Source organism: Pelotomaculum sp. PtaB.Bin117 (assembly GCF_002067195.1).
GTDB lineage: Bacteria > Bacillota > Desulfotomaculia > Desulfotomaculales > Pelotomaculaceae > Pelotomaculum_D > Pelotomaculum_D terephthalicicum.
Map to the genome: position 1 here is coordinate 1 of NZ_MVQM01000114.1, position 5152 is coordinate 5152.

At 43.6% G+C, this 5152-nt stretch carries 6 protein-coding genes; 5 read left to right on the plus strand and 1 reads right to left on the minus strand.

Translation table 11 applies throughout. The features are described from left to right. Positions 1 to 207 precede the first annotated feature (207 nt). Positions 208 to 672, plus strand: a complete 465-nt coding sequence (locus A4E54_RS07670; RefSeq protein WP_240084635.1) for a GNAT family N-acetyltransferase — start codon at positions 208 to 210, stop codon at positions 670 to 672. 78 nt (positions 673 to 750) lie between these two features. Further along, complete coding sequence (locus A4E54_RS07675) at positions 751 to 1245, plus strand: hypothetical protein (RefSeq protein WP_286725422.1); 495 nt, start codon at positions 751 to 753, stop codon at positions 1243 to 1245. A gap of 818 nt (positions 1246 to 2063) precedes the next feature. On the opposite strand, the gene A4E54_RS07680 is transcribed toward A4E54_RS07675, so the two are convergent. Beyond that, complete coding sequence (locus A4E54_RS07680; RefSeq protein ID WP_240084633.1) at positions 2064 to 2921, minus strand: damage-control phosphatase ARMT1 family protein; 858 nt, start codon at positions 2919 to 2921, stop codon at positions 2064 to 2066. A 177-nt stretch (positions 2922 to 3098) separates the two neighbouring features. On the opposite strand from A4E54_RS07680, the gene A4E54_RS07685 reads away from it, so the two are divergent. From A4E54_RS07685 to A4E54_RS07695, 3 genes are all read left to right on the plus strand, one after another. After that, complete coding sequence (locus tag A4E54_RS07685; protein ID WP_240084632.1) at positions 3099 to 3671, plus strand: flavodoxin family protein; 573 nt, start codon at positions 3099 to 3101, stop codon at positions 3669 to 3671. Positions 3672 to 3779: 108 nt separating this feature from the next. Then, positions 3780 to 4445, plus strand: coding sequence for an HAD family hydrolase (locus A4E54_RS07690; RefSeq protein ID WP_286725425.1), 666 nt, complete (start codon positions 3780 to 3782; stop codon positions 4443 to 4445). Positions 4446 to 4492: 47 nt separating this feature from the next. Continuing rightward, a complete protein-coding gene (locus tag A4E54_RS07695; protein ID WP_240084630.1) occupies positions 4493 to 5128 on the plus strand; it encodes an MBL fold metallo-hydrolase in 636 nt (211 codons plus the stop codon). The last annotated feature ends 24 nt before the right edge of the window (positions 5129 to 5152 follow it).

Below are 5152 nucleotides of genomic sequence, written 5' to 3' on the forward strand. Positions count from 1 at the left end.
ATGAATAAACAGGCCCGCGATAATGGGATTAACTTTTCATCGGTTTGAGCATGGCACGGACAACTGACCATGTGGGAGGTCAGCGTCATAGCAGGGGAGCAGGGCTTTCCTGAATATCAAAAATATGGGATAATAAACATGCCACTCAATGACTTCCAAAGTAACGCAAAAGAGTTGAGAAAAGGGAAAATTAAAAGGAAAATTAATATGTTAACAATAAGTAAAGCAAATAAGCAAGATATCGAGGAAATGTGTCTGTTGCTGCAAGAGCTTTTTGACCTGGAAAAAGACTTTAGCTCAGACTGGTGCAAGCAAAGAAAAGGACTGGAATTAATTATTGATAATCCCCAGTACGGTCTTCTTTTGCTGCTGAAAAGAGATCAGGAAGTCCTGGGTATGGCCAATCTCCTGATAACGATTAGCACGGCATTGGGCAGAAAGGTTATATTGCTGGAAGATTTTATTGTTAAAAAGGAAGAAAGGCGAAAGAGACTGGGCAGTTATTTTATGGAAGGCATAAAGGATCTTGTCCGGAAAGAAGGATACGGCAGAATTGCCTTGCTGGCTGACAAGGAAAATAAACCGGCTCAGGAGTTTTACCATACCATGGGCTTTCAAATGTCTAATATGGACTGCTGGCGTTACGTATTCAATAAAAAAATCAATATTTGACCGGGCAGAATGCGGAAATGCGTATGGGCGGAATAAGTTTTGAGAGGATAAAAATATGCCGCAAGGTGTTGCTTGCTCATGACTGAATCGGAATTTAACTATAGACGGCGGTGGGGATGGAACCCCCCGAGCCCGGAAAATATCCCTTTATTCTTGATTGGTGAAAAGCCGGCTGCCGTGTCTGATGAAATAGTAGCCGGTTATTTTTGGAGAGAAGAAGAATTTTATGATATCCGGGAAATCGGGGAGGCATTGGATTATTTTGATGATACGAAAGAATTCGGCTGTCACGGCTCGCGTCCCACTTTAATTTATGGTACGGGCTGCATTTATACCCACCGCGATCCTGTTGAGACCCTATCGCTTTGGGAAACTTTCGGAAAAGGCATGGTATATAAAGTCACCGGCCGCGCGTTTGAGCGATTGAACACCGGCTTGATATCATGGGGCAGCCTGGATATGACTGAGCGCATCTTCCCCCTTGAATATATCAATAGCTGGCGCAGGATGGGCAAGGAGGAGTTGGTGATTGAGCCGACCCTGTATCAAAGGATTTATGGAAAAATTAAATGATGGTTTATCTCATCATTCAGCAGCATTTGCAAAAGCAGATATAAATTAATTGAGACGACCACGGCGCGTGCTGCTGCGGAACCGAGACAGATTGAGCTGCTTGCGGGAAACCAGGTTTCTTGATGTGATTCGTGCGAGGACGAAGCGGTAAGTAATATTGCGATATAGCTTGCAGGTTTCCCGCCACAATCTCCGCCACAGCAAGAAGTTCATTATTACAAGCAATATTAGAGCGAGAACCTGCGCCCATTGATTCATTTGAAGCAGAAAGTCCATTAGATAATCTCCTTTTTGGTGGATATGATCCCCAAAAAGGGAGGAAATAAAACAGGGAGACATGAGGATTGCTTAAAAAAAATACCGCCCCGCGGGATTATGGGAGACGGGCGGAAATCGTTGGCGAGTTTAGAAAAGCCTTTTGAGGTCACTTTTGTATTTTTTAATTGCCAGGTCCAAAACCTGCGAGAAATTATTGGCATTGGTGTTCTTTGTAGTTGAGGCTTTTTGCCTTTGAGAAAATTTCTTCTGAAAAACAATGGGGAGGATTGGCGTTATTTTGATTTCGCTTTCCATATAACAACTCCTTAACAGTCTTAGTTGTTTATACGTTGTAGTGTATTTAATTTGTAGGGTTATAAGAAAACTTAAGAATCGAAGCATTGCCCGGGGTATTTATACACAAAAACAATTCCGATGCGCTCGGAATATGAGGAGAAAAAGATTAATAAAATGAGACAAAAGCGTAGCCGGGATTTGATTTCCCGGCTACGCTTTTGCTTACAGGCTCTAATAATAGGTAATGGCCGTCAATTACCCTCTTATCGTGTAAAAAACACGACGTCCCCAAAGTTCGCTCCCGCCACTATACCGACACATTCACATTTGATTTTCAGCAGGAAAAAAACCTTTCCATTAGCCGTCTCTTCATGTTCCAGGGATTCAAAATTGGCCTGGCCTTTTGATATAACCAGACCTGATTCCATTAACAGCCGTCCAGCCTCTCCGGATATCTTCCGCAGAGGGACGCCGAGATAGTTGGACCCTGTGGTTGCCACTTTCGCTACGTTGTCCATCCCCACTTTTATGGCGTCCTCCATGGTGGCGTCATTTAATATGGGACCGCCTTTAACAATGTAGGTCACCCTTTTGCCCATGGCAACCAGTTCTTCCGCCAGCAGCTTGTCAAACACTATTTCGCCGGCGTTGTCTCCTACAATAACTATATTATCTTCCTGGTTCAATTTTTTGACAAACGAACTGAAATCATCTTTTGCAAAACCCGCGTCCAAGCTGTACTTTAAACTGGCGTCTATATCGAAACTCTTATTGATGCCCAGGTCGATCACATTACCGGAAACGGAAATTTTCAGGGCGTCATTGAGTCTGTTTTTTGATCTTTGCAAAAAGTCCTTTAACGCTGGGTACAGAGCAAGGGCCAGGCGATTTGATTTCTTCTTGGCTTCCGAGTAAGGGTCATCGTTATTTATTAGCTGGTATATTTTTAACAATAGTTCCGTTGAATTTTCAGCCGGTGTTCTTTTGCTGTCCATGATTTTAATATCATCCATTAGTTCGTATAAAATTGGATACTGCCTGTCTTCGTCTATCCCGGCGATAGTCATACAGGTGACCGCTTGTTTGAGGTAACAGTGAACACAGTCTATAAAGCATCGCATGATAAGCGCCTCCATATTTTAATGCTATTGATTGATAATTATAGTTTAGCACAGATTGGAAAGCCCCATGCCTGCATGTTAAGTCGACGTTGCAGAAAAATCCATTCTTTACGGTAGCCATTAGGTGGTATAAATGTTATCTTATTATTAATAAATGCCTGAGAGGGGGATAATCTCGTGAAAGTTGTAGGCATAAGCGGCAGTGCCAGGAAAGACGGGAATACTGCCATTATGATCAAGCGGGTTTTTGAAGAGTTGGAAAAGGAAGGCATTGAGACGGAATTAATCCAGTTGGCTGGCAAAAAGATCAGAGGGTGTCTGGCCTGTATGAAATGTCAGGAAAATCAAGATAAGCGTTGTTCCGTTGATGATGACTTTAATATGTGTTTTGAAAAAATGTTGCAAGCGGATGGGATTATCCTGGGATCGCCTACTTACTTTTCCGATATGACGCCGGAAATGAAGGCGCTTATTGACCGGGCCGGTTATGTAGCAAGGGCCAACGGCGATTTGTTAAAAAGAAAAGCGGGGGCGGCGGTGTCCGTCGCGCGGCGGGCCGGAGCGATTCATACCGTTGATTCGATGAACCACCTTTTTTTCATCAGCCAGATGATCGTACCCGGTTCAAATTACTGGAACCTGGGTATCGGCCGGGAAAAAGGAGAAGTTGGGGCCGATGCGGAAGGGATGCAAACCATGCGGGTTTTGGGTGAAAATATGGCCTGGCTGCTGAAAAAGATTAAAGGTTAGCGAAATCCAGAGCGGCTAGATATTTAATGGCCGGACAGGTGCTTTTTAAGGTTGGCGCCTGTTTCATTTAATGCTATGAGCTTTTATAAGGTAAAAGGTGCGGAAAATATGAAATTTCTTGATAAGAGCATTGATGTTGTGATTTTTGATATGGACGGGACAATTTTTGATACTGAAAGGTTGGCTATAAAACTATATACTGAAGCGTCACAAATGCTGGGAATACCACTTGGTCTTGACATTCTGGAAAAATCAATAGGTTTAAATGCCGTGGCGACGGAAAAATTAATGAAAGAAACCTACGGAGAGGATTATCCGTACGGAAAGGTAAAAGAAAAGGCTTTACAACTAAAGTTCGCTTATATCAACCAGTTTGGTTTGCCGATAAAAGAAGGAGTGAAGGAAGTTTTAAGGAAACTGCGGGAAAACAGTGTGCCCATGGCGCTCGCCACTTCCACCGACAGGGATTTAACGGAAAAGTATCTGGGAGCTTCAGGCTTGAATAAATATTTTCCGGTGATTGTATGCGGCAACGAAGTGGCAAAGAGCAAGCCGGAGCCGGAGATATTTTTAAAAGCTGTCGATTTGCTTGGCGGCGAGGCTTCAAGATGTATCGTTCTTGAAGATTCAGAGAATGGATTGCTCGCGGCAAGCCGGGCGGGGACAATCCCGGTTTTGGTCAAAGATATTAAATACCCGGCTGATCAAGTTAGGAAGTTGGCCTTTTGCGAATATGAAAGTATGATTGAAATTATCAGCTGCTTTGAATTTTGAAAAGGATAAGACTAGAAAACAAAAAATAAACAAGGTGGGGAGATAACATGCGAATTGAATGGAAAGGGCATGCGAGCTTTTTATTGGTTAGTTCTCAAGGAGTACGGGTGTTGACAGACCCATTTGATGAGTACGTGGGTTACCCGTTGCCCAATGTCGAGGTGGACGTGGCAACAGTCAGCCACCAGCACGGCGATCACAATTTTACCGCTTCATTGCCGGGCAAACCGGTGATAGTAGAAGGTGCTGGTGAACATGAGGCTGCCGGGATTGTAATCAAAGGGGTGGCCACGTATCATGATCCGGAGCAGGGGAAAAAGCGAGGGGAAAATACTGTTTTTGTAATTCAACTGGACGGATTGAACATCTGCCATTTAGGAGACCTGGGTCATCTTTTAACTTCAAAGCAAGTGTCTGACATAGGACAGGTAGACGTATTGCTAATACCGGTAGGAGGCTTTTTTACCATTGACGCCAAACAGGCTTACGAAGTAGTGAAACAATTGCGTCCCGCCCTGGTTTTGCCCATGCACTACAAGCTGGATGAGAGAGTCACGCTGCCCATTGAGCCGGTGGATGAGTTTCATGGACTTTTCCCAAAAGTTGAAAGAAAGACGGTATTGGATGTCGATAAATCATCACTTCCTGGGAAGACTGAAGTGGTATTGTTGGAGCTTAGATAATAATTAGCATACTATTTTGTTTAG

Coding starts and splice junctions, on each gene's coding strand:
- A4E54_RS07680 (WP_240084633.1), bottom strand. CDS start 2,921: ATGCGATGCTTTATAGACTGTGTTCACTGTTACCTCAAACAAGCGGTC.
- A4E54_RS07675 (WP_286725422.1), top strand. CDS start 751: ATGACTGAATCGGAATTTAACTATAGACGGCGGTGGGGATGGAACCCC.
- A4E54_RS07670 (WP_240084635.1), top strand. CDS start 208: ATGTTAACAATAAGTAAAGCAAATAAGCAAGATATCGAGGAAATGTGT.
- A4E54_RS07695 (WP_240084630.1), top strand. CDS start 4,493: ATGCGAATTGAATGGAAAGGGCATGCGAGCTTTTTATTGGTTAGTTCT.
- A4E54_RS07690 (WP_286725425.1), top strand. CDS start 3,780: ATGAAATTTCTTGATAAGAGCATTGATGTTGTGATTTTTGATATGGAC.